23 protein-coding genes are annotated in these 23,457 nt (G+C 73.3%); 16 read left to right on the top strand and 7 right to left on the bottom strand.

Features of this window, described 5'->3' with window-relative positions:
* Nucleotides 1-44: 44 nt before the first annotated feature.
* From ACYVJJ_RS06475 to ACYVJJ_RS06465, 3 genes are all read right to left on the bottom strand, one after another.
* On the bottom strand, nucleotides 45-599 hold the full coding sequence (locus tag ACYVJJ_RS06475) for an outer membrane beta-barrel protein (RefSeq protein ID WP_460832103.1): 555 nt from the start codon (nucleotides 597-599) through the stop codon (nucleotides 45-47).
* Nucleotides 600-783: 184 nt separating this feature from the next.
* Nucleotides 784-1,854: a patatin-like phospholipase family protein gene (locus tag ACYVJJ_RS06470; protein WP_460832194.1), complete on the bottom strand. Its 1,071-nt coding sequence runs from the start codon at nucleotides 1,852-1,854 to the stop codon at nucleotides 784-786.
* A gap of 200 nt (nucleotides 1,855-2,054) precedes the next feature.
* A complete protein-coding gene (locus tag ACYVJJ_RS06465) occupies nucleotides 2,055-3,086 on the bottom strand; it encodes a TIGR00266 family protein (RefSeq protein WP_460832102.1) in 1,032 nt (343 codons plus the stop codon).
* Nucleotides 3,087-3,186: 100 nt separating this feature from the next.
* Here ACYVJJ_RS06465 and ACYVJJ_RS06460 point away from each other — a divergent pair, with 100 nt between their 5' ends.
* Nucleotides 3,187-3,834, top strand: a complete 648-nt coding sequence (locus ACYVJJ_RS06460) for a DUF2238 domain-containing protein (RefSeq protein WP_460832100.1) — start codon at nucleotides 3,187-3,189, stop codon at nucleotides 3,832-3,834.
* 77 nt (nucleotides 3,835-3,911) lie between these two features.
* On the opposite strand, the gene ACYVJJ_RS06455 is transcribed toward ACYVJJ_RS06460, so the two are convergent.
* Complete coding sequence (locus tag ACYVJJ_RS06455; protein WP_460832098.1) at nucleotides 3,912-4,664, bottom strand: ComF family protein; 753 nt, start codon at nucleotides 4,662-4,664, stop codon at nucleotides 3,912-3,914.
* A gap of 50 nt (nucleotides 4,665-4,714) precedes the next feature.
* Here ACYVJJ_RS06455 and bioB point away from each other — a divergent pair, with 50 nt between their 5' ends.
* The 6 genes from bioB (at nucleotide 4,715) to ACYVJJ_RS06425 (ending at nucleotide 10,142) form a co-directional block, all read left to right on the top strand.
* Nucleotides 4,715-5,794: a biotin synthase BioB gene (gene bioB / locus ACYVJJ_RS06450; protein ID WP_460832096.1), complete on the top strand. Its 1,080-nt coding sequence runs from the start codon at nucleotides 4,715-4,717 to the stop codon at nucleotides 5,792-5,794.
* Nucleotides 5,715-7,010: an 8-amino-7-oxononanoate synthase gene (bioF, locus tag ACYVJJ_RS06445; protein WP_460832094.1), complete on the top strand. Its 1,296-nt coding sequence runs from the start codon at nucleotides 5,715-5,717 to the stop codon at nucleotides 7,008-7,010. Before bioB ends, bioF begins: the two co-directional genes overlap by 80 nt.
* The gene (locus ACYVJJ_RS06440) at nucleotides 7,007-7,402 is read left to right on the top strand and encodes an ACT domain-containing protein (protein ID WP_460832092.1); all 396 of its coding nucleotides are present in this window, start codon (nucleotides 7,007-7,009) and stop codon (nucleotides 7,400-7,402) included. Before bioF ends, ACYVJJ_RS06440 begins: the two co-directional genes overlap by 4 nt.
* A gap of 1 nt (nucleotide 7,403) precedes the next feature.
* Nucleotides 7,404-8,180, top strand: coding sequence for a pimeloyl-ACP methyl ester esterase BioH (gene bioH / locus ACYVJJ_RS06435; protein ID WP_460832090.1), 777 nt, complete (start codon nucleotides 7,404-7,406; stop codon nucleotides 8,178-8,180).
* Nucleotides 8,181-8,268: 88 nt separating this feature from the next.
* Entirely contained in the window at nucleotides 8,269-9,186 is a 918-nt protein-coding gene (gene bioC / locus ACYVJJ_RS06430; protein WP_460832088.1) for a malonyl-ACP O-methyltransferase BioC, read from the top strand.
* A complete protein-coding gene (locus ACYVJJ_RS06425; RefSeq protein ID WP_460832086.1) occupies nucleotides 9,183-10,142 on the top strand; it encodes a multidrug resistance efflux transporter family protein in 960 nt (319 codons plus the stop codon). The genes bioC and ACYVJJ_RS06425 overlap by 4 nt, the downstream gene beginning before the upstream one ends.
* Here ACYVJJ_RS06425 and ACYVJJ_RS06420 read toward each other — a convergent pair.
* The 3 genes from ACYVJJ_RS06420 to ACYVJJ_RS06410 are packed head-to-tail and all read right to left on the bottom strand — an operon-like array spanning nucleotide 10,105 to nucleotide 13,554.
* Nucleotides 10,105-11,625, bottom strand: a complete 1,521-nt coding sequence (locus ACYVJJ_RS06420; protein WP_460832084.1) for an ArnT family glycosyltransferase — start codon at nucleotides 11,623-11,625, stop codon at nucleotides 10,105-10,107. The genes ACYVJJ_RS06425 and ACYVJJ_RS06420 overlap by 38 nt on opposite strands.
* Nucleotides 11,622-12,572, bottom strand: a complete 951-nt coding sequence (locus ACYVJJ_RS06415) for a pyridoxal-phosphate dependent enzyme (protein WP_460832083.1) — start codon at nucleotides 12,570-12,572, stop codon at nucleotides 11,622-11,624. The genes ACYVJJ_RS06420 and ACYVJJ_RS06415 overlap by 4 nt, the downstream gene beginning before the upstream one ends.
* Nucleotides 12,573-12,597: 25 nt before the next feature.
* Nucleotides 12,598-13,554, bottom strand: coding sequence for a DMT family transporter (locus ACYVJJ_RS06410; RefSeq protein WP_460832081.1), 957 nt, complete (start codon nucleotides 13,552-13,554; stop codon nucleotides 12,598-12,600).
* Nucleotides 13,555-13,729: 175 nt separating this feature from the next.
* On the opposite strand from ACYVJJ_RS06410, the gene ACYVJJ_RS06405 reads away from it, so the two are divergent.
* From ACYVJJ_RS06405 to ACYVJJ_RS06365, 9 genes are all read left to right on the top strand, one after another.
* Nucleotides 13,730-14,362, top strand: a complete 633-nt coding sequence (locus ACYVJJ_RS06405; RefSeq protein WP_460832079.1) for a hypothetical protein — start codon at nucleotides 13,730-13,732, stop codon at nucleotides 14,360-14,362.
* Between the two features lie 535 nt (nucleotides 14,363-14,897).
* Nucleotides 14,898-16,787 (top strand): tRNA uridine-5-carboxymethylaminomethyl(34) synthesis enzyme MnmG, encoded by a 1,890-nt coding sequence (gene mnmG, locus ACYVJJ_RS06400; RefSeq protein ID WP_460832077.1) that lies wholly within the window; start codon nucleotides 14,898-14,900, stop codon nucleotides 16,785-16,787.
* Between the two features lie 99 nt (nucleotides 16,788-16,886).
* Nucleotides 16,887-17,282, top strand: coding sequence for an antitoxin Xre/MbcA/ParS toxin-binding domain-containing protein (locus ACYVJJ_RS06395; protein WP_460832075.1), 396 nt, complete (start codon nucleotides 16,887-16,889; stop codon nucleotides 17,280-17,282).
* 46 nt (nucleotides 17,283-17,328) lie between these two features.
* Complete coding sequence (locus tag ACYVJJ_RS06390) at nucleotides 17,329-18,594, top strand: sialidase family protein (protein ID WP_460832073.1); 1,266 nt, start codon at nucleotides 17,329-17,331, stop codon at nucleotides 18,592-18,594.
* Nucleotides 18,595-18,760: 166 nt separating this feature from the next.
* On the top strand, nucleotides 18,761-19,633 hold the full coding sequence (locus ACYVJJ_RS06385) for a DUF3667 domain-containing protein (protein ID WP_460832071.1): 873 nt from the start codon (nucleotides 18,761-18,763) through the stop codon (nucleotides 19,631-19,633).
* A 25-nt stretch (nucleotides 19,634-19,658) separates the two neighbouring features.
* Nucleotides 19,659-21,416, top strand: a complete 1,758-nt coding sequence (locus tag ACYVJJ_RS06380) for a TPM domain-containing protein (RefSeq protein ID WP_460832070.1) — start codon at nucleotides 19,659-19,661, stop codon at nucleotides 21,414-21,416.
* A complete protein-coding gene (locus tag ACYVJJ_RS06375; RefSeq protein WP_460832068.1) occupies nucleotides 21,403-21,759 on the top strand; it encodes a hypothetical protein in 357 nt (118 codons plus the stop codon). Before ACYVJJ_RS06380 ends, ACYVJJ_RS06375 begins: the two co-directional genes overlap by 14 nt.
* A 77-nt stretch (nucleotides 21,760-21,836) precedes the next feature.
* Nucleotides 21,837-22,427: an ECF-type sigma factor gene (locus tag ACYVJJ_RS06370; RefSeq protein ID WP_460832066.1), complete on the top strand. Its 591-nt coding sequence runs from the start codon at nucleotides 21,837-21,839 to the stop codon at nucleotides 22,425-22,427.
* Between the two features lie 136 nt (nucleotides 22,428-22,563).
* Nucleotides 22,564-23,457 (top strand): serine/threonine-protein kinase (locus tag ACYVJJ_RS06365; protein ID WP_460832064.1); only part of this gene is annotated, 894 nt, incomplete at its 3' end.

The raw sequence follows: 23,457 nt of genomic DNA, 5'->3' as shown, positions 1-23,457 counted from the left end.
GACGGCCACCCGGAGGTGGCCGTCCGGGTGACGCGATCCATGGCTCAGAAGCGGAATTCGCCGCCGAGCGTGAGCGTGTCCGCGCGGACCTCGAGGCCGTCGAACTCGCCCTGGTGGCGGTCGAGGTTCAGGCTCAGGCCGAAGCGCTCGTTGAAGTCGTAGCCGACGTTCACGCCGAAGTAGGGACGGTTCGAATGCTCGTCGTCCACCACGGTGAACGAGTCCTCGCGAACCTGCGCCGTCATGCGCGCGATGCCGGCGCGTGCGCCGATGAAGAAACCCTCGCCCTCGGCGCCCAGGTTCGCCTTGGCCGCGAAGCCGATGCCGGCGGTGACGAGATCGGCCTCGGTGTCGTCGGTCAGGCGCTCGTTGTAGAGCGAGCCGATGTGGCCTTCGAGCGCGAAGTTCGGGGTGAACCAGTAGCCGCCGCGCACGGTGGTGGCCGTGTCGTCGTCGGAGTCGCGGCCGAAGCCGTCGACGCCCGCTTCCACGTCGCTGGTGCCGAGCTCGGCGCGGATGTAGCCGGCGCCGCCTTCGGCGGCCATCGCGGTATTGGCGAGGCCGGCCAGGGCCAGCGCGAGGATCAGGGTCTTCTTCATTCTTGTTGTTCGCTGCGAAAGGGAGTCCGCCCCGGAGGGCGGGCGCAGACTGCCCACCGCCGCCTGGGGTGTCAAGGTTTCGTTAAACGACGGCTGATGAAGTGTTCAGCGACGGCTCCCGTCGGCCTGTCGCGTCCCAAGGGCCGGATGCCGATCGAAGCGTGCCGCGGCGGTTCCCACCGGCTCAGTCCGTCGGACAGCGATCGCGACGCAGGATCCGGTCGAGCCGGCTGCGCCGGGCCTCGCAGTCCAGACGTGCCTGTTCGGCGGCGGCGCGGGCCTTCTCGGCCGCCGCCTGCGCGCGCGCCTGCGCGGTCGCCGCCCGGCGCTTCTGCAGCGCGTCCAGTCGCGCGCGGATCGTCGGCAGCATCGCCAGCGCGGCGCGCTCGCCTTCCAGGATCGCGCGGTTCTTCTGTTCGAAGTCGGCCGCGCCGATGTCGAGCACTGCCGGACGGATCACCACGTCGGCGCGCTTGAGCTCGAGCTCGCCGAGCTTCTGGCCCATGATCGTAATCGACTGGTTGATGTTGCCGAGCATGTTCCCCGGTGCGCGGCCGCCGGCCTTGCTGGAGATGTCGACCGCGATGACGAAGTCCGCGCCGAGCTGGCGCGCGGCATCCACCGGCACCGGGCTGACCACGCCGCCGTCGACATACGTCCACTTGCCGATGCGCACCGCCTCGAACACGCCCGGGATGCTGCTGGACGCGCGCACCGCCTGGCCGGTGTCGCCGCGCGTGAACACCGTGCGCTTGCCGTCCTCGAGCCGCGTGGCGACCGCCGCGAACGGCTTGCGCATTGCCTGCAGCGGGCGCCCCCGCACCAGCTCGTTGACGTAGGCCTGCAGCCGCTCGCCCTTCACCACGCCGCCGGTCGCGAACAGGCTGACGTCGCGGATGCGGTCCTCGTCGAGCGCGAAGGCGGTGGTCTGCATGCGGAACGCGTCCTGCCCGCTCGCATACAGCGCGCCCACGACGCTGCCCGCGCTGGTGCCGGCGACCACGTCGACGCGGATGCCGTTGGCCTCGAGCATCTTGATGACGCCGATGTGCGCGAAGCCCTTCGCCGCGCCGCCGCCGAGGGCGAGGCCGATGCGTACGGGCGCGGGCTTCGCCGGGGTCGCGATCTTCGCTGGGCCTGGCGGCGCGGCGGGCGAGGGCTGCAGGCCCGCGGCGAGCACGAGGACGGCGAGCAGGCTGGCGGCGGCGATGCGGACGGTCACGTAGGGGCGGTCCCGGTGGGGCGCAGCGAGGATACGCGCGGCGTCGCGACACCCGGGCGCGGTATGCGGAACGCCAGGGGCACAGGTTCAGGCAGCGGCAGCGGGCGTCGGACGCCGGGCGGCCCGCGATGGCTGGCACAGCGCCGGCTCCATCCGCCGAATGCCGCCGCCGCGCTCGCGGTCGGCGGCCATGGGCCGGCGGGCGCCGGGTGCACCGACGCCTGCGGGTCGACTCAGAAGCCGTTGTCGCCGTCGAGGATGCGGCCGAGGCCGCCGAGCACGGAGCCTTCGCCGACGTTCTTGCCGCCGCCCTGCGGCGCCGCGGCGAACATGCGCGCGGCCATGCGCGAGAACGGCAGCGACTGCAGCCAGACCTTGCCCGGGCCGGTGAGCGTGGCGAGGAAGACGCCTTCGCCGCCGAAGAACATCGACTTGATGCCGCCGACCGGGCGCACGTCCATGTTGACGGTCTGATGGAAGGCGACCACGCAGCCGGTGTCGACGTCGAGCCGCTCGCCGGGGCCGAGGTCACGCTCGACCAGCGTGCCGCCGGCGTGCACGAAGACCCAGCCGTCACCCTCGAGCTTCTGCATGATGAAGCCCTCGCCGCCGAACAGGCCGGTCATGATCTTGCGCTGCAGGTGGATGCCCACCTGCACGCCGCGCGCACCGGCGAGGAACGAGTCCTTCTGGCAGATCAGGCGACCGCCGTGCTCCGACAGGCGGATCGGCAGCACCGTGCCCGGATACGGCGCGGCAAAGGCGACGCGCGCCTTGCCCTGGCCGTTGTGGGTGTAGACCGTGGTGAACAGGCTCTCGCCGGTGATCACGCGCTTGCCCGCGGACATCAGCTTGTCCATGAAGCCGCCGCCCGCCGGGCCGCCGGAGCGCGTGCCGTCGCCGAACACCGTCTCCATGCCGACGACCGCGTCCTTGTACATCAGCGCGCCGGCTTCGGCGATCGCGCTCTCGCCCGGGTCGAGCTCGATCTCCACGAAGGGCATGTCGTTGCCGACGATGCGGTAGTCGATGTCGTCGTTCAGGCCGCGCGTGCCGGGCATCGGCGGCGGCGGGGGCATGTGCGTGCCGGGCGCGCCGACGGCCTCGGCGAACTCCGGCATCGCGCGCACCGGCTGCCAGCCGGACAGGCCGTCGCGCCAGCAGGTGTGGTCCGGGTTCTGCCGCGCATAGGCGAAGGCGGCGTCCGGATCGAGCGGGCCGACGCGCTCGCTGTTGCGGGGATTGACGAAGAACCACTGGCTCACGGCGCACTCCTTGGCGTTGGATGCCGGCAGTGTAGCGGCGGCACGCGCGCCGACATCCGCCGCAGGTCATGCTCGGCGTCCGCACGACCGGAGCCCCGCGATGCCGTTGCCGCCCCCACCCGCGCACGCGGGCCACGTGCTGCGCACGCCCTCGCGCGGCGAGTCGGCCGCACTGCTCGCGGCAGTCGCACTCGCGCTCGTCGCCTCGTTCGCGGTCGCGCACGATCGGATGACGTGGCTGCTCGAGGTCGTCTGGGTGATCGCCGCATGGCCGGCGCTCGCGAGCGGGCGCCTGCGCACCAGCCGCCTGCTCGCCTGGCTGCTCGCGCTGCACGCGCTGGTGCTGATCGAGGGCGGTGCCTACACGTATGCGCAGGCCCCTGCCGGTGAATGGCTGCGCGAGGTGCTCGGCACGCAGCGCAATCCGTGGGACCGTGTCGGCCACCTGATGCAGGGCGTGGTGCCGGCGATCCTGGCGCGCGAGGTGCTGCTGCGACGCACGCCGCTGCGGCCGGGCGGCTGGCTCACCTACCTGTGCATCGCGGCGGCGCTGAGCTTTTCCGCCTTCTTCGAGATGATCGAGTGGTGGGCCGCACTCGCGTTCGGGGCGGACGCCGACGCCTTCCTCGCGACGCAGGGCGACGTCTGGGACACGCAGTGGGACATGTTCCTCTGCCTGTGCGGCGCGGGCGCCTCGCTCGCCGTGTTCTCGCGCCTGCACGATCGGCAGGTGCGTCGCGCGGATTAGCGTCCGACGCCCGGACCGCCGTCCCGCTGGCGGTCTCGCAGCGTGATGCGGCACCCCGGCCGTCGACGTGCGGTGTCTCAGGGCACGCGCGCCGCCACCCAGGCATCCACGCGCTTGACCCCCGCGCGCCGCAGTGCGATCGCCGCGGCGTGCAGGGTGGCGCCGGTGGTCATGACGTCGTCGACGAGCGCGACGTGCTCGGGCAGGGGCAGCCGCGGGCGCGTCTCGAAGGCCCCCTTGAGGTTGCGCCGGCGCGCGATCGCCGACAGGCGCGACTGCTCCTGCGTCGCCTTGTGGCGCATCAGCGCGCCTTCCAGTACCGGCAGGCCGAGCGCGCGGCCGAGCGGGCGCGCAAGCTCGAGCGTCTGGTCGAAGCCGCGCTGGCGCAGGCGCGAGCGGTGCAGCGGCACGGGAATCAGGGCCTGCGGGCGGGGCGCGTGGCGCAGACGTCCGGCCATCAGCTGGGCGACGAGCCGGCCGGCGGCGAGGTCGCCTGCGAACTTCAGGCGCGGCAGCAGGCGGTCCAGCGGGGCGTCGTAGCGATAGGCGGCGTGGACCTCGTCGACCGGCGACCGGCTCTTCAGGCAGGGGCCGCAAACCCCCTCGCCCGCGGGCAGCGGCAGCGCGCAGCGCCGGCAGGCGGCGTCCATCGCCGGCAGCGTGGCCTCGCAGGCATGGCAGAGGTCCATGCCGTCGAGGCCCGGGTCCTCGCAGGCGAGGCAGCGCGTCGGCCAGAGCAGGCGCGTGGCGTCGTTGCGGAGCCAGAAGGAAAGGCGGGCCCGGAGCCCGTCAACCGTCGAGGGGTCGGTCTGGTTGACAGTGATGTCCATAGGTTTCCAGACTGCGCCTCCCGCTTCGGCGCGACTGTCGGAAAAACCCTATGCAGGCTGTCAGCGAACTGCGCCCCGTGGCGTCGGGCCTCCGCCACGACTGGTCGCGCGCGGAGATCCTCGAGCTCTTTGCGCTGCCGCTGACCGAACTGCTGCATCGCGCCGGCACCGTGCACCGCCAGCATTTCGACCCGGCCGAGGTGCAGGTCTCGACCCTGCTGTCGGTCAAGACCGGCGGCTGCCCCGAGGACTGCGCCTACTGCCCGCAGGCCCAGCGCTACCACACGGGCGTGGACGCCACGAAGCTGATGGCGACCGATGCCGTGCTGGAGAAGGCGCGACAGGCCAAGGCCGCCGGTGCCTCGCGCTTCTGCATGGGCGCCGCCTGGCGCAGCCCGAAGGACCGCGACATCCCGAAGGTCGCCGAGATGATCCGCGAGGTGAAGGCGCTGGGCCTGGAAACCTGCGCCACGCTCGGCATGCTCAGCGATACGCAGGCCAGGGCACTGCGCGAGGCGGGCCTCGACTACTACAACCACAACCTCGACACCGCGCCGGAGTTCTACGGCGAGATCATCCACACGCGCGAGTACCAGGATCGCCTTGACACGCTCGCGCACGTGCGCGACGCCGGCATGAAGACCTGCTGCGGCGGCATCGTCGGCATGGGCGAGACGCGCGAGCAGCGCGCCGGCCTGCTGCAGGCGCTCGCCAACCTGCCGGCGCATCCGGACTCGGTGCCGATCAACCGCCTCGTGCAGGTGGAAGGCACGCCGCTCGCCGGCACCGCCGCGCTCGATCCGTTCGAGTTCGTGCGGATGATCGCGGTGGCTCGCATCATGATGCCGCGCTCCATGGTGCGCCTGTCGGCGGGGCGCGAGTCGATGTCTGATGAGCTGCAGGCGCTGTGCTTCGCCGCCGGCGCGAATTCGATCTTCTACGGCGAGAAGCTGCTGACCACGGGCAATCCCGACACCGAGCGCGACATGGCGCTGTTCGCGCGCCTCGGCCTGCGGCCGATGCACGTGGTCGAGGCCCCGAACACGGTGCATGCCGACATCGTCGACGCGGAACCGGCCTTCGGCGCGGCGTCGATGGGCTGCGGCACCGGCTGCGGCTGCGCGGCCTGACGTGACGTGGTCGCAGCGCATCGCCGAATCGCGCGAGGCCCGTGACGCCGCCGCGCGACGCCGCGTGCGGCGCACCGTCACGCGGCGCGACGGCATGCGCTGCGAGGTCGACGGCCGCACGCTGCTGAACTTCTGCAGCAACGACTACCTCGGGCTCTCGCAGCATCCGCAGGTGGTCGCCGCCGCACGCGAGGGATTGACGGAGGGCATCGGCAGCACCGCATCCGCGCTGGTCTGCGGTCACCATGCCGTGCACGGCGCGCTCGAGCGCGAAGTCGCCGACTGGCTGCAGGCGCCGGCCGCGCTCGTGTTCGGCAGCGGCTTCAGCGCGAACCTCGCGGTGCTGCAGGCCCTGCTCCGCGAGGGCGACGCCTGCGTGCAGGACCGCCTCAACCATGCCTCGATGATCGATGCCGCGCGCCTGTCCGGCACCACGCTCGTGCGGTATCCGCATGCGGACGTCGAGGGCGCGGCCCGTCAGCTGCGCGCCGCCACGCAACGCATGCCGCGCGATGCCGACCGCCGGGCGCTCGCCATGCTCGCCACGGACGGCGTCTTCAGCATGGACGGTGACGTCGCGCCGCTGCGCGAACTCGCCGGCCTCGCAGGTGCGCACGACGCACTGCTCTACGTGGACGATGCGCACGGCGTCGGCGTGCACGGCCCCGCGGGCGCGGGCAGCCTCGCCGCGGCGGGCCTGTCCACGCGCGAGGTCCCGCTGCAGCTCGCCACGCTCGGCAAGGCGCTCGGCACCTACGGCGCGGTCGTCGCCGGCGATGCGGACCTCGTGCAGCACCTGGCCGAGACCGCGCGCCCGCACGTGTATTCGACCGCGCTGCCGCCGGCGCTCGCCGCGGCGGCGCTCGCCGCGGTGCGCGTCGCGCGCGTGGCCGACGGCCATCGCGCGCATCTGGCCGCGCTCGTCGCGCGCTTCCGCGACGGTGCATTGCGCCGGGGCCTCGACGTGCTGCCGTCGGCGACGCCCATCCAGGCGGTGATGGCCTTCGACGACCGCCGCGCGCTCACGATGTCGCGCGCGCTGGAGGACGCCGGCCTGTGGGTCTCCGCGATCCGCCCGCCGACCGTGCCCGAGGGGCGCGCACGCCTGCGCGTCACGCTCACCGCGCTGCATGCCGAAGCCGATGTCGACACGCTCGTCGACGCCCTCGCCCGCGCGCGTGACGCGGCGCCCGCACCGATCGCTCTGGACGCATGACCGGCGAAACCCATCTCCCCAACATCCTCGCGCACCTCGACGTGGTCGTGCGCTCCGGTACGTACTGCGTGATCTCGCGCCGCAAGCCCGATGCCGCGGCCGACGCGGTCGCCGAGGCCCGCATCACCGAAGTCGAGGGCATCACCTACGTCGTGCCGGAGGCCTATGCGCGCGCGCAGGGCGAGCTGCCGGGCTTCGTCGCCGCGTGGATCTCGCTCAAGGTGCATTCGGCGCTCAATGCGGTGGGCGTGACCGCCGCGGTCTCGGGCGTGCTCGCCGAGCGCGGCATCGCCTGCAACGTGCTCGCCGGCCACTTCCACGACCACCTGCTGGTGCCGGCCGCGCGCCTGGACGACGCCGTCGCCGCGATCCGCTCGTTGCGGGAGCGTTGAAATGCACGTCGACACGCGCGGGCAGGGCCCGTCGATCGCGCTGGTGCACGGCTGGGCGATGCACAGCGGCCTGTTCGCGCCGCTGGTCGACCGGCTCGCCGACCGCTGGACGCTGCATCTGGTCGACCTGCCCGGCCATGGCCATGCGCATGCGAGCGACCTGCCGCTGGATCCGGTCGCGCTCGCACCGCGCCTGGTCGAGGCCGCACCCGATGCGGTCTGGCTCGGCTGGTCGCTCGGCGGGCAGTTCGCGCTGCGCTGCGTGCTGGATTTCGCGGCGCGCACCCGCGGGCTGGTGATGCTGGCCTCCTCGCCGCGCTTCGTGGCGGGCGAGGACTGGCCGTACGGCGTGCGCCCGAACCTGTTCGTCGACTTCGCCGACGCGCTGTCGAAGGACTTCCGCGCCACGCTCGAGGGCTTCCTCGCGCTCGAGGCGCTGGGCTCGGCGAGCGCGCAGGACGAGCTGCGCAATCTCAAGCAGCACGCGTTCGAGCGCGGCGAGCCGAGCGCGCGCGCGCTGCTGCACGGCCTCCGCCTGCTCGACCGTGCCGACCTGCGCGACGAGCTGCCGCGCCTGCAGGTGCCGAGCCTCTGGATCGCCGGTCGGCGTGATCGCCTCGTGCCGGCCGGTGCGATGCCCGCGGCCGCCGCGCTCGCGCCGCGCGCCGAGAGCCTGGTGATTCCGGACGCCGGGCACGCGCCGTTCCTCGGCGCGGCCGACGACGTCGCCGCGGCGATCGATGCGTTCGCGCGCCGCGCACACGGGCTGGACGCATGAGTGCGCGCCGACACGCGGCGTGCGCGCAGCGCAGTCGACGACAATGCTCGCAAGGCCCGCACGTCGCGCGCGCGGGCGCGGGCATCACATGAGCCCCGAGCTGTTCGACCACCGCCAGGTCGGCCGCGCGTTCTCACGCGCCGCCGCGCATTACGACGAGGCCGCCGCGCTGCAGCGCGAGGTCGCCACGCGGCTGGCGGAATCGCTGCCGTACTACGAGGATCCCGCACTCGGCGCGCGCACGCCGGGCGTGGTGGTCGACGTCGGCTGCGGTACGGGCTTCGGCACCGCGCTGCTGCGCGAGCGCTGGCCCAAGGCGCAGGTGATCGGCGTGGACCTCGCGCCGGGCATGGCGCGCGCAGCGCAGCGCCGGGTCGGCACCAAGCGCGGACTGCTCGATTTCTCGAAGCGGCCGGCGATCCTGCAGGCCGATGCCTCCGCGCTGCCGCTGCGTGACGGCAGCGTCGACGTGCTGTTCTCCAGCCTCTGCCTGCAGTGGATCGAGGACCTGCCCGCGGTGTTCGCCGGCTTCCGGCGCGTGCTCAAGCCGGAGGGCCTGCTGCTCGTCTCCACGTTCGGCCGCCAGACGCTCGTCGAGCTGCGCGAGGCGTTCGCCCATGCCGATGACGCGCCGCACGTCAGCCCGTTCATCGACATCGCGGGCTTGGGCGACGCGCTCGTCAGTGCGGGCTTCCGCGATCCGGTGCTCGATCGCGACGTCTTCCACCTCAGCGAGCCCGACCTGCCGGCGATCATGCGCGGCCTGCGCGGCCTCGGCGCGACCAATGCGATGCACGACCGCCGCCGCGCGCTCACCGGCCGCGCGCGCTTCGCACGGGCGAGCGCCGCCTACGAGGCGATGCGCACGCCGCAGGGCCTGCCGGTCACGTGGGACGTGGTCTACGCACAGGCTTGGGGCCCCGCGGCAGGCGCGCCGATCCGCATGGGCGGTGTCGACGAGGTGCGCGTGCCGGTCTCGCAGATCCCGATCCGGCGGCGCGGGTGAGCGCGCATGCGCGCGCGACGCTGATCGCCGTCGCCATTGCACTGCTGTCGGCGCTGTTCTTCACCTCCACCTACGTGCTCAACCGCGCCGCGGCGGTGGACGGCGGCCACTGGGCGTGGACGGCCGCGCTGCGCTACCTGATCACCGCGCCGCTGATGCTCCCGCTGGTGCTCGCGCGGCGGGGATCGATCGCGCCGGTCGCGGCCGCGCTGCGCGCCGCGCCGCTCGCCTGGCTCGGCTGGAGCGCGATCGGCTTCGTGCTGTTCTACGTCTGCCTGAGCTGGGCCGCGGCGAGCGGGCCGTCATGGCTGGTGGCCGGCACGTTCCAGCTCACCGTGGTGGCCGGGATGCTGTGCGCGCCGTTCCTCTACGACGATGCGCGGCGGCGCGTGCCGCCGGTCGCGCTCGCGCTCGGCCTGCTCGCGGTCGGCGGCGTGCTGCTGATGCAGTTCGCGCATGCCGGCGGCCGGCTCGATCGCGACGGCTGGCTCGCGCTCGGTGCCGTCGCGGTGAGCGCGGTGGCCTATCCGCTCGGCAACCGCGGCCTGCTGCTGCACCTGGAGCGGCGCGGCATCGAGCTCGACGCGGTGCAGCGCGTGTTCGGCATGACGGTCGCGAGCCTGCCGGCCTGGCTCGCGATCGCGGCCTGGGCGGGCGCCCGGCACGGCGCGCCGTCACTTGCGCAGGTCGGGCTCGCCGCGGGCGTCGCGCTCGGCGCCGGCGTGATCGCGACGGTGCTGTTCTTCGAGGCGACCGGGCGCGTGCGCCGCGATCCGACCGCGCTCGCCGCGGCGGAGGCGATGCAGGCCGCCGAGATCCTGTTCGCCTGCGCGATCGGCGCGCTCTGGCTCGGCGAGGCCTGGCCACGCGGGCGGGCGGCCGTCGGCGCGCTGGTGGTGATTCTCGCGATCGTGCTGTTCAGCGCGGTGGCGGCGCGGGCGCGGCCGGCGACGTAGGCACCAGCCGGAACATCACGCGCCCGTGCACGGGCGTGCCGAGCACCACCGTGCGGTAGCCCGCGGCCTCGATGCGTGCGCGCACCTCGGGCCAGCGCTCGCGCTTGGTGATCCACAGCGCGCCCGGCTCGTGCTCGCCGAGCTCCGTCGCGAGGTCCTCGTCGTACGTCGGGTTGAACACGGGCTGCGGGCTCGGATCGAGCGCGATCTTCTCGATCTCGACGCCGCGGCCGAGATGCAGGTGCAGGCCGTAGCGCGCCATGTCCTCCACGAAGACGACCTCGTCGACATCGCCGGCGCGTGCGCGGATCCCCCGCGCCCAGGCCTCGGCGTTCTTGTGCGTCGGCCAGTGCGCCGTGGCGAACTTCGCCGTGAGCAGGAGCGCCGCCCAGCCGGCGATCCACGGCCAGCGCGGCAGCGCGCGCGCCTCGCGCGCGGATTGCAGCGCGACCAGCAGCGCCAGCGCGGAGAACATCGGCAGGAGGTAGAGCGGCATGCGCGAGCGCGCCAGGCAGAACAGCGCGAGCGGCAGCAGGAGCCACAGCGCCAGCAGCAGCTCGGCCGACGCCTCGACGCGCGCGTCCGCATCGCGCCAGGCGCGCAGGCGCGCCGGCAGCCCGCGCGTCCAGCGCAGCAGCACCGGCGCCCACGGCAGGCTGCCCAGCAGCAGCGTCGGCGCATAGACCTCGATCCACCCGTACCACTCGGCATGACGCCGGAACTCGCTGCTCGCCAGCCGGCCAACCACCTCGTCGCCGAGGAAATAGCGCAGCAGGCCGGGATGGCCATGGATCACCGCGACGTACCAGGGCAGCGCGACCAGCGCGAACACCGCGATGCCGCCTGCGTCGAACAGGCGATGCCCGCGCCGGCCGGGCATCAGAAGGTCGAAGGCGACCATCGGCAGCAGCGGCAGCAGCGCCGGCGGGCCCTTGGTCAGAACGCCCAGCGCGAAGGCCAGCCACATGAGCAGCATCCACGGCACCCGGTGCCGTGCGCCGAAGCGCGCCTCGACGAACGCGGCCATCGCGAGCGTGGTGAACGCAGCGAGCAGGAAGTCGGTCGTGATCAGCTGCGCGGCGCCGAAGGGCAGCAGCATCGTCGCGTAGGCCAGCGCGGCGACGTGCGCGCGGCCCGGAACCAGCCGGCGCGCCATCAGCGCCACCAGGACGATGCAGGCGAGGTAGGCGAGCGCCGCGGGCAGCCGCGCGGCGAACGCATCCTGGCCGAAGGCGGCGATGCTCGCCGCGATCGCCCAGTAGGTGAGCGGGGGCTTCGTCCAGTGGCCGATCTCGTCGTTGCGGCGCGGATTGAGCCAATCGCCGCTGTCGAGCATGTTCAGCGCGACGTTGGTGTAGCGCCCCTCGTCGGGATCCCAGATGCCGCGGCTGCCGAGGAAGGCGAGTGCGAGCACGATCGCGAGCAGCGCGATCCACGGCCCCGGACAACGCCACGGCGCGCGCGGCGCCGTCCACGCGCTCATGCAGCGCGCAGCACCGCGTCGATGTCGAGGTTGCCGCCGGAGAGAATGATGCCCACGCGCCGGCCGGCAAAGCGCTGGCGCTCGCGCAGCACCACCGCGAGCGGCACCGCCGCCGACGGCTCGATCATCAGCTTCAGGCGTTCCCAGACGAGGCGCATCGCCGCGAGGATCTCGCGCTCGGACGCGAGCCCGATGCCCGCGCAGTGCTCGCGCAGGATCGGGAAGGTCAGCGTGCCGAGCTGCGCGCGCAGGCCGTCGCAGATCGTGTCGGGCACCATGTCGGTGACGCGCTCGCCGCGCGCGAGCGAGGCATGCGCATCGGCCGCCTGCTCGGGCTCCGCGCCCCAGGCCTCGATGCGCGGGTCGATGCCGTGCGCGGCGATCGCCGTGCCGCTCATCAGCCCGCCGCCCGACACCGGCGCCATCACCACGTCCAGGCGCCCGGCCTCGCGCAGCAGCTCGAGCGTCGCGGTGCCCTGGCCGGCGATCACGCGCGCGTCGTTGTAGGGATGCACGAGCTCGCCGCCGGTCTCGTCGAGCACCGCGCGACTCGTCGCATCGCGCGCGGCGAGCGTCGGCTCGCACTGGATCACGCGGGCGCCGAAGGCCTCGATCGCCGCGAGCTTCACCTTCGGCGTGTTGGTCGGCACCACCACATGCGCGGGAATGCCGCGCTCGCGGCAGGCCAGCGCGATCGCCGCGCCGTGGTTGCCCGACGATTGGGTGACCACGCCACGCGCGGCCGTTTCCTCGTCGAGCCCGAACACCGCATTGGCCGCGCCGCGGAACTTGAAGGCGCCGATGCGCTGCAGGTTCTCGGCCTTGAAGTGCAGCTCGCAGCCGGCCAGCGCATCGAGAGAGCGCGAGCGCAGCACCGGGGTGACGTGCGCATGCGGCGCGATGCGTGCGGCGGCGGCGAGGATGTCGTCGAAGGTCGGGGCGGTCATCGGACGGGCGGTCGAGGAAGAACGCTCAGGATACGGAGTCGCAACCCGGCGCGGCGGCGCGGCGCGCGCCGAGCAGGCTCACGGCGGCCGAGCCGGCGACGACCAGCAGCGCGCCGATCCAGCCCACGGTCGACATCGGCTCCGGCGCGAGCATCGTCGGCCACGCGGCATGCACGAGCGCGACCACCGCCAGGCACAGCAGCGGCGTGAGCGCGAGCACGGCGGAGACGCGCGAGGCCTCCCAGTGCGCCAGCGCCTCGGCGAACGCGCCGTACGCCACCACCGTGTTGAGCGCGCAGAACCCGACCAGCACCCATTGCAGCGGCGTCAGCGCGAGCAGGGTGGCGGGCTGCGCGAACGGCCACAGCATCACCGCGGCGGCGACGTAGATCACGCCGAGCACCTGCATCGAGCCGAGCGCGACCAGGAGCTGTTTCTGCGCGAGCGCGTAGATCGCCCAGACCACGGCGGCGAGCACCACGAGCAGCGAGCCGGCGACGTAGCCGCCGCCGGTGGCGACATGCGCGAGCTGGTCGCGGAAGAACAGGGCGAGGCCGCCCACGAGCAGCGCCATGCCGAGCCACTGCGCGGCGCGGAAGCGTTCGCCGAAGACGAGGATGCCGCCGAGCGCCATCAGCAGCGGCGCGAGCTGGATCAGCAGCTGGGCATTGCCGGGCGACGTGCGGTCGACGCCGAGCAGGTAGAAGACGTAGTTGCCGACCAGCATCAGCGCGGCGACGGCGAGCAGCGCCATCCGCCGCCCGCCCAGGCTCGCGATGCCGCCGAGCCGTCCACGCAGCCCCAGCCATCCGGCCGTCAGGACGGCCGCGACGAGGAAGCGGAACCATGTCAGGGTGATCGGGTCGAGCGCGTCCAGCGTGAGCTTGAGCGCGACCGGCAGGGTCGCCCAGCACAGCGCGGTGATCGCGCTCAGCACGAGGCCGAGCCGGGCACGGCCGGAGACGCGGTGGAGGCCGGGCATGGGCAGGACCGTTCGATGGGCCCGCGATGCTCGCAGCCCCGTGCGGCACCTGCAATCGACCGCGACGGGGCGTCGGGGCTGAACCGCTCAGCCGCACGTGCGTCGCGATCGAAAAAGTTAAGCGGTAGTTCAATCCGAGCGGCCGAAAGTGCAGTGTCCGAATGGGGGGTTCCACATGATCCGCAAGCTCCTGCTTCCGCTGGCCGCCGGCGTCCTGCTGGCCGGCTGCGTCACCAGCGCGCCGTACGGCTATCGCGACGGCGATCGTGGCGACTACTACTACGGCCGCCCGTCGGTCGAGTACCGCCACTACGGCCCCTACGGTTACGACCCCTACTACGGGCCGTACCGCCCGGGCCTGTCCATCTACGGGCGCATCGGCTCGCCCTACGGCTATTACGGCAATCCGTACTACGGCGGTGGCTACTACGGTCACCCGTACTACGGTGGCGGGTACTACGGGCATCCGTACTACGGTCGGCCGCGCTATGTGCAGCCGCGCCCGGGCCCCGACGGCAGCGGCGGGACCGACAACCGGCCCGACATCGGCGAAGGCGGCGGCTGGCGCAACATCGACGAGATCCGTCGCCGTCGCACCCCGATGCCGGGCGTGACCGGCAACACGGCGCAGTCGGATTTCGGCGGCATGCCGCGCCGCGAGCCGCGCGTCGACGCTGGCGGCTTCGGCGGCGGCGAGCCGCGCAGCGAATCGCCGCGCATGCGCAACGGCGCCGGCTCGGGCTTCGGCGACATGATCCGTCGCACGCAGGAAGCCCGCGATACCGGCGTGCGCCAGCAGGAAGAGTGAGCCGAAACGTGACGCGCGCGGCTTGCACCGCGCGGGTCGCGGTCGCAAGCTAGCCGCGCTGTGACGGTGCGCGTCGCTTTGCGACGCGACCGCATCGAGGCCGGCCTTCCATGTCGGCTCCGGCGAGGACCTTCGGATCCCCCCTGTTCCGCACCTCGTCGGGGCCGGCACCCGGCCCACCCATCGCCCCGGCGATCCCGAAAAAGAAAGAGGGCCGGACGTCCCCCGACATCCGGCCCTCCGTGCTTCCCCGCGGGCGCTGTGGCCAGCCCCTGTTCCAATACCGGCCGACGCAAGCGCCTGCCCCGCTGGGTGCACGGAACAATGTGCAGAAAGCGTGCCAGCCGCGTTTCCGGCGGGGTTTCCGGCGCCGCATCACAGATCGGCGTTCAGGTCGTACAGCTTGCTCGCGCCGGGTGACGCTCCGCGGCCATGCCCGTCCGTCCACGGCAGCGGCGACTGACGCAGCGCGCGCTGCCCTGCAACCCCCGGGCGCATCGCCGACAATGCACGCCGCCGCCGTAGCCTTGACGCCATGAACGACGCCTTCTACCGCTATGACGTGATCGTGATCGGCGGCGGCCACGCCGGTACCGAGGCCGCCCTCGCGGCCGCGCGCGCCGGTGCACGCACGCTGCTGCTCACGCATTCGATCGAGACCGTCGGCGCGATGAGCTGCAATCCGGCGATCGGTGGCATCGGCAAGGGCCACCTGGTGCGCGAGATCGATGCGCTCGGCGGCGTGATGGCGCGCGCGGCCGATGCCGCGGGCATCCAGTGGCGCCGGCTCAATGCGAGCAAGGGCCCGGCGGTGCGTGCGACGCGTTGCCAGGCCGATCGCTCGCTCTATCGCGCGTTCGTCCGCCGCGCGGTGGAGTCGCAGCCCGGGCTCACCGTGTTCCAGGCCGCAGTGGACGACATCGCCTTCGATGCAGGTCGCGTCGAATCGGTCCTGACGCAGACCGGCCTGCGCTTCTTCGCGCCCGCCGTCGTGCTCACCGCGGGCACGTTCCTCGCCGGCAAGGTGCACGTCGGGCCCACGACATACGCCGCGGGTCGCGCGGGCGATCCGCCGGCGATCGCGCTCGCCGCGCGGCTGCGCGAAGGCCCGTTCGCGGTCGACCGCCTCAAGACCGGCACGCCCCCGCGCATCGACGGTCGCACGCTCGACTACGCGGTGATGGAGGAACAGCCCGGCGACGATCCGCGCCCGGTGTTCTCGTTCATGGGCTCGCGCGCCGACCACCCCGCGCAGGTGCCGTGCTGGATCACCCACACCACCGAGCGCACGCACGACATCATCCGCGCCGCGCTCGATCGGAGCCCGCTCTACACGGGCCAGATCGAAGGCGTCGGGCCGCGCTACTGCCCGTCGATCGAGGACAAGGTGGTGCGCTTTTCCGAGAAGGGCTCGCACCAGATCTTCGTGGAGCCCGAGGGCCTCGACGTCGCCGAGATCTATCCCAACGGCATCAGCACCTCGCTGCCCTTCGACGTGCAGCTCGAGCTCGTGCGTTCGATCCGCGGTTTCGAGAAGGCGCACATCACGCGCGCCGGCTATGCGATCGAATACGACTACTTCGATCCGCGCGGGCTCAAGACCACGCTGGAAACGAAGGCGATCGCGGGCCTGTTCTTCGCCGGCCAGATCAACGGCACCACGGGCTACGAGGAGGCGGCCGCGCAGGGCCTGCTCGCGGGCGTCAACGCCGCGCGCCACGTGCGGGGCCATGCGGGCTGGAGCCCGCGCCGCGACGAGGCCTACCTGGGCGTGCTGGTCGACGACCTCACCACGCAGGGCACGAGCGAGCCCTACCGCATGTTCACCTCGCGTGCCGAATACCGCCTGCAGCTGCGCGAGGACAACGCCGATGCGCGGCTCACGCCGGTCGGTCGCGAACTCGGGCTGGTCGACGAGGCGCGCTGGCAACGCTTCGAGCACAAGCGCGAGTCCGTCGAGCGCGAGGCGGCGCGGCTGCGCGCGCTGTGGGCCGCGCCGAACAATGCGCTCGGCCGCGAGATCGCCGACACGCTCGGCCTGGAGGTCAGCCGCGAGACGAATGCGCTCGACCTGCTCAAGCGCCCCGAGCTCGACTACGCGAAGCTCACACGAGTGCCGACGCTCGGTCCGGCGGTGGACGATGCCGACGTCGCCGAGCAGGTCGAGATCGGCGTGAAGTACGCCGGCTACCTCGACCGCCAGCGCGAGGAGATCGAGCGTGCGCGGCGCCACGAGGACACCCCGATTCCCGCGGGCTTCGACTATGCGCAGGTGCGCGGGCTGAGCGCGGAAGTCGCGCAGAAGCTTGAGCGCGTGTGGCCGCAGACGGTCGGGCAGGCGCAACGCATTCCGGGGATGACGCCGGCGGCGGTATCGCTGCTGCTCGTGCACCTCACGCGGCTGCGCCGCGAGCGCGTCGCCTGAGTGGGAGGCGTCGACATCGCGTCGACGCCGCTGAACACCCCATCCGCGATGCATATGCGCATCGCGCCGCGTGCACCGCGCACGCGGCAGTCTGCACGCATGGGTCATGCACATGCCATCGATGTCTCGCAAGGCAATGCACGCGTTTCCGGCGACGCGCTGACGCTGGAGACCGTTCGCGCGACGCGCAGCCTGGGGCTGGGCCGCGAGCTGCTGCAGGCGGTGCTGGGCGTCGATGCGCGCGCGGTCGAGCGGCTGCTGGCCTGCGAGGCCGGCTTGGTGCCCGGCACGCCCGAGGGCGAGCGCGCGCTGCTGCTGGTGCGCCTGCATCGCGCGCTCGGCGACGTCTTCGGCTCGCTCGAGGCGGTGCACGGCTGGCTCGACACGCCGCAGCCCGCGCTCGACGCCCGGCCGATCGAGCTGATGCGCACGCCCGAGGGGCTGGAGCGCGTCGTTCGGCACATGGAGACGCGGTGCAAGGACTGCCTCTGGTAGGCGGCTCGGCCGCCCCGCCACGCGGGCAACGCGCTAACGTGCCGGCATGAAGAGCCTGCTGCCGTCCGTGCTGGTCCTGCTCGCCGCCTGCGGCCCGACGCCGCCACCGGCGTCCACGACGATCCCGAAGCCGACGTCCGCCGAGCCGGCAACGGCCGCGCCGGGCGCACGCGCATGGGCGCTGCCCGCTACTGCCGGCGCGCAGCCGGACCTGGTCGCGCTGCCCGACGGCACGCTGCTGATGTCGTGGGTGGAGAGAGCCGCGCGCGGCCACCACGCGCTGCGGCTGGCGCGCCTGTCGCACGAGGGCGCCTGGAGCCCGGTGCGCACGGTGGCCGAAGGCCGCGACTGGTTCGTCAACTGGGCCGACACGCCGCACGTGCAGGCCACGCCTGACGGCACGCTGTGGGCGCACTGGTTGCGCAAGTCCGCCGCGGCGACCTATGCCTACGACGTGGTGCTGAGCCGCTCGGCGGACGGCGGCGCCACGTGGTCCGCGCCGATCCGCGTCAACGACGACGGCACGCCGACCGAGCACGGCTTCGTCGCGATGTGGCCGGCCTCGCACGACCGCCTCGGCATCGCCTGGCTCGACGGCCGCAGGACCGGCGGCGGGCACGGCCACGGCGAGCACGGCGGCGGGATGATGACGCTGCGCAGCGCGCGCTTCGATGCGAGGCTCGCGCGCTTCGACGAGGCGGAGGTGGATGCATCGACCTGCGACTGCTGCCAGACCGACGTCGCCGCGACGTCGCGCGGCCCGTTACTCGTCTATCGCGATCGCACCCAGGGCGAGATCCGCGACATCGCGGCCACGCGCCTCGAGGGCGCGCGTTGGACACCCGCGGCCTTCGTGCATGCCGACCAATGGACGATGCCGGCCTGCCCGGTGAACGGGCCGGGGGTCGCCGCGCGTGGCGACGAGGCGGTGGTCGCCTGGTACACCGGCGCTGGCAGCGCACCGTCGGTGCGCGTCGCGCGCAGCACCGATGCCGGCACGACCTTCGCGCCGGCGCTGCGCCTCGACGGCGGCGCGGAGGTGCTCGGCCGCGTCGACGTCGCGCTCGACGCCGGGCGCGCCTGGATCGCCTGGCTGCGTGAGGACGCACGGGGGCAATCGCTGTGGCTCGCGCGGCTGTCGCCCGATGCCACCCGCGTGGAGCACCGGATGGAGATCGCGCGCCTGCAGGGGCGCGGGCGCGGCACCGGCCTGCCCAGGCTCGCGCGCGCCGGCGGCCGCCTGCACCTGGTCTGGACCGACGTCATCGACGGCACCCCGCGGCTGCAGGGCGCGACGGTCGCCCTGCGCTGACGGCGCCGCCGGGGACGGACCGGCGAAGATTCGATCCCGATGTCCGGCGGCGAGCGGCGAGCGCCGGGCCGTGCTCGCCCGCGCCCGGCGGCGCGTGTCAGGGTTTCCCGCAGACCTGCGTACTCCCCCGTGACCGGCGCCCATCGCGCCGGCTGCGAGTGCCGACGTGCCCAGCCCGAGCCTGCCCCTGCCGAACCCCGCCCGCCTGCGCGACGCCGCGCGTGATGCGGTGCGCGCCATGTGGCCCACGCGCACCGCGACCGGCGTGGCCGCGGAAGCGGTCGAGGTCGATGCCGGCTACTTCGATGCCCCCGTCTGCCGCAACTGCGGCGCGGACCTCGTCGCGAAGCATTGCGGCGCCTGCGGCCAGAAGAAGGCCGCGCGCCTGGGCGCTGGCGACATCCGCGAAGAGGCCTGGGGGAGCCTGCGCTGGTTCGAGGCGAGCCTGGTGCGCGCCGGCCTGCGCCTCGCCACGCACCCGGGGACCGTTGCCCGCGAGTACGCGCTCGGTGCCCGCAAGGCGCACGTGCATCCGCTCAAGCTGCTGCTGGTCGCGGTCGGCCTGCTGATCTGGCTGCTCGGCGAGACGAACTACCTCGCCTCCGGCCGCGCGCAGGTGAGCGAGGCGATGGCGCTCGTCATGCGCTGGAGCAAGTGGTCGTTCTCGCTCGGCATCCCGGCGATCTGGCTCGCCTCGCGCGCCGTGTTCGGGCGGCGGCTCGGCTACAACGCGATCGAGCACCTCGTGCTCGCGGCCTACGCGCAGGCGGTCGTGATCGGCGCGAACGTGCTCAACCTGCTGCCGCTGCTGTGGCTCGACGGCGCGGTCGCCGCGCACAAGCGCGCCGCCGTGATCTACATGGGCGGGCTCGAGGCGCTGATCGTCGCCGTCGCCTTCCACCAGTTCTTCCGCCTCGACCTGCGGCGCGATGCGTGGCGCCTCGCCGCGGCGGTCGCGCTGTTCCTCGCGCTCAAGAAGCTCTTCCTCTTCGCCTACGGACGCGCGCTCATCCAGCTCGTGCTCTGGCAGGCCGCCTGACCGTCAACTTCCACGGGATCCCTGCATGGACATGCTCCGCCCGCGCTGCCTCGCGCTCGCCGTCACCTTCGCCCTCGTCGCCGGCTGCGGCGGCTCCGCGCCGCCCGCAGTGAACGCGGGCGACCGCACCGCCGCAACGAAACCGGGTGCAAAGGTCGACGCCGACGCCCTCGCCGCCGAGATCGCCGATACGTTGCAGGCCTGCTCCTACGACGGCGCGCCGGTGAAGGTCGACGCGAGCGCCGCGCACGGCGCCGCGCCGCCGGACTGCCGCGACATGGTCGCCACGATCATGCGCCACACCGGCCTGCCGCAGAACTTCGACGTGGTGGAGGCGAACGTGCCGAACGCCGCCGCCGTGATTCTGCTGGACGAGCAGAAGCTCCCGCACCGCGTGATCGCCTTCAACCGCGATTTCATCGACCAGGTGAAGCAGGCCACGCAGGGCAACCGCTGGGCGCCCGTGTCGATCATGGCGCACGAGATCGGCCACCACCTCTCGGGCCACACGATCATGCCGGGCGGCAGCCAGCCCCCGACCGAGCTCGAGGCCGACAAGTTCTCCGGCTTCGTGCTCTACAAGATGGGCGCGAGCCTGGACGATGCGCTGAAGGCGATGGTCGCGCTGGTGCCCGAAGGCCCCGACGGCGCCACGCACCCGGGCCGCGGCAAGCGCGTCGCCGCCATCCAGTCCGGCTGGCGCGAGGCCTGCCAGCAGGTCGGCGGGCGCGACTGCGCGGGTGGCGCGGCGGTGGTCGCGCAGCAGTCGCCCGTGGCCGGCCGCCCGCAGCCGGCGGCGGATGCGCCATTGCGCGTGCCGGCGCCGGGCGATGCACCGATCGCGAGCGCACCGTCGCAGCCCAGTCGCAGCGTGGATACCGGTGCCCCCGCGGACTCGACCGCGTCCACCGCATCCGCGCGTCCCGCGCGCGGCGCCGACGTGCTGCCCGCGCCGGGCTCGACGCCGTCGAAGTTCGACCGCTTCACCTTCGACGAATTCGGCGTGCTCGATCCCGCCGAGCGTGCGCGCGTGGAGCGCCGCATGTTCGAGCTCGCACGCGGGCAGGGCGTCGAGATCGTCACCCTGCTCGTCGACAGCCTGCACGGCATGAGCGCCGAGGACTATGCCTGGGCGATGATGCGCCAGCTGCGCGTGGGCAAGCTCGACGTCGGTAACGGCGCCGTGCTCGTGGTCGCGCCGAACGAGGGCCAGACCGCCGTGGCGATGGGCCCGGGCGTGATGCTGGAGATGGGCGACTACCTCAAGCTCGAGAACGAGCGCCTGCGCAACTTCCTGCAGTGGGGCTGGCCGCAGTGCAAGAAGAAGGGCGACTGCGGCGGCTGGAGCTCGCAGTTCTTCGGCGCGGCCGAGCACATCGCGAGCGACACGCGCCACTGGGAGTGGACGATCCGCTACCCGAGCTTCGAGGCGATGCACGCGACCTACAAGCGCGAGTTCGACGCCCGTCGCGCGAGCGGCGCGCGCTACGAGCCGAACAAGGATCCGACGTGGCGAAAGATCGCGCGTGTCGAAGGACGGCTCGTCGACACCGCGCCGACGGGGAAGTGGGTCAATGCGATCCACGCCAGGCAGGTCGGGCCGGCGATGCTCGTGCGCACCGCGGGCGGCCGCGACGTCGTCCTGTACATGGATCCGCGCACCGCGGGCCTGATGCCCGCCGGCGCGCTCAAGGCCGGGCAGTCGTACTCGTTCGTCGTGCGCGAGCAGAACCTCGGCGGCGACGTCCCCGGCTTCGACGTGCTCAGCTATGACCTCCGCTGACCTCGCGACGCCGGGCCCGCTCGCGCGCCGCCTTGCCGCGGGCGCGACGGCCTGCACGATGCTCGTCTTCGCCGCGTTCTGGATGCTCACGTGGCTGATCGGCACGAACGGCTACGGCAGCGCGCGCGGCGGCACCATCCTGTTCGCGCAGGCCGCCGCGGCGCTACTCGCGGTGCCGGTCGCCGCGACGCTCGCGCACGACTGGACCCGGCGCCTGCAGGGCCGCGGCTGGACCGGCCTGCCGGCGGCTGTCGCCGGCAGCGGCGCGGCGGTCGTGCTGGCGCTCGTCGCGCTGGTCGTCGTGGCGGTGGGCACCGTCGTCGTGGTCGGCGACCGGCCCTGAGGCCGTCGGCTTGACGCCGCCCGGGGCCCCCTCGACGATGCTCCCCGCGGCGTCGGATGCCGCGGGGAGCGGGCTCCATGGACCAGACGGGCGTCGACGCACCGTCCACCGGAACGGACGACACCACCGTGCTGCTGCGCCGGTGGGGCGAGGGCGACGGCGCGGCGCTCGAGGCCCTGCTGCCGCACGTCTATGCCGACCTGCGCGGCATCGCGCGGCGCGAGCTGCACGGCCACCGCGGCCACGACACGCTGCAGCCGACCGCACTGGTCAACGACGTCTTCGTGCGCCTGCTCGGCGGCGATGCCGCGCAGCGCCTGACGAGCCGCGCGCACCTGTTCAACACGGCCGCGCGCATCATGCGCCAGCTGCTCGTCGACCGCGCCCGGCGCGCGGCGAGCGAGAAGCACGGCGGCGGCTGGAAGCGCGACGACTTCACCCGCGCGCTCGACCTGCCGATCCCCGAGTCCAGCCGATTGCCCGAGCTCGATGCCGCGCTCGACGAGCTCGCCAGGCTCGACGCGCGCATGGCCAAGGTCGTGGAGCTGCGCTACTTCACCGGCCTGAGCGTGTCGGAGGTGGCCGTGCTGCTGGAGGTGGACGAGCGCACGATCTACCGCGACTGGGCCGCCGCGCGGGCCTGGCTGCACGACCGCCTCGCCGACTGAGCCGCGTCCGCCCGCGCCGCCGGCGAACGCGCGACATGAATTCCCGCGAGTCCACCCGCGCACTGCAGCGCACCCGGCCCGCACCGCGTATCCGCGCCGCCGCCGACCGGCGCGCCTTCCACCGGACCCGTCCCGCATGAGCACCCTCGACCCCGCCACCGAACGCGAGGCCCTGCGCCTGCTGCGCGACGTCCTCGATGCCGACGCGCCGACGCGCGAGACCCGCCTGGCCGACGTGGAGCCCACGCTCGCCGCGCGCGTGCGCGCGCTGCTCGCGCACGCCGATGCCGATGCCGCCACCGACGCACTCGACGCGCCGACTGGCGACGACGACGTCGCCGGCCTGCGCATCGGCCCGTACCGCGTGATCGAGCGCATCGGCCACGGCGGCATGGGCGAGGTCTTCCGCGCCGCGCGCGACGACGGCGCCTTCGACCGTGACGTGGCGCTCAAGCGCATCTGGGGCGGCTTCGCGCCGCTCACCGGGCGCTTCCTGCGCGAGCGGCAGGTGCTCGCGCGGCTGCAGCATCCGGGCATCGCGCAGCTGTTCGACGGCGGCGTCACCGACGGCGGCCAGCCGTGGTTCGCGATGGAGCTCGTGCGCGGCGAGCCGATCACCCGCTGGTGCGATGCACGCCGCGCCGGGCTCGAGCAGCGCGTCGACCTCGTGCGCGAGGTCTGCGCCGCGGTCGACGTCGCCCACCGCGCGCTGATCGTGCATCGCGACCTCAAGCCGGCGAACGTGCTGGTCGGCGAGGACGGCCGCGCCAAGCTGCTCGACTTCGGCATCGCCAAGCTGCTCGACGAGGTCGATGCCGAGCAGACGCAGACGCTCGCGATGACGCCGGCCTGGGCGGCGCCGGAGCAGCGCGACGGGCGCCCCGTGACCACGGCGAGCGACGTCTACCAGCTCGGCATGCTGCTGCGCGTGCTGCTCGCCGACGACCTGCCCGCGGTCGGCCGCCCGGCCGCGCGCATGGCGGCCGCGTTCGACGCCTGCCGCCGCACCGCACCCGAGCGCGCCGCCGCG

It is taken from the genome of Lysobacter humi (ex Lee et al. 2017) (genome assembly GCF_054781815.1).
This window is presented reverse-complemented; position numbering and strand designations above follow the sequence as displayed.